The following is a 244-nucleotide window of genomic DNA, read 5'->3' on the forward strand; positions in this document are numbered from 1 at the left end:
GAGTAGAAAAGGGAACTGTTGGGATAACGCATGTGTTGAGAGCTTCTTCCATTCACTGAAAGTTGAAGCAATTCAATATGAGCCAATTATGACGAGAGAGCAGATGCGCCAAACGATCTTCGAGTACATAGAAGTTGATTATAATCGAACGAGAAGGCACAGTGCTCTTGGGTACCTAAGCCCAATGAACTTTGAAAAGCGAAATGTCGCTTAGCTAAGTGTCCAGTCTGACTGGAGCAGATCA

General features: G+C 43.4%; 1 protein-coding gene. It reads left to right on the forward strand.

Features of this window, described 5'->3' with window-relative positions; translation table 11 throughout:
* On the forward strand, positions 1-214 hold a 214-nt coding region (locus AB4589_RS21085; protein ID WP_372101627.1), incomplete at its 5' end, for an IS3 family transposase.
* Positions 215-244: the final 30 nt, after the last annotated feature.

The organism is Vibrio sp. 10N.222.49.A3 (genome assembly GCF_041475145.1).
GTDB classification, from domain to species: domain Bacteria; phylum Pseudomonadota; class Gammaproteobacteria; order Enterobacterales; family Vibrionaceae; genus Vibrio; species Vibrio tasmaniensis_A.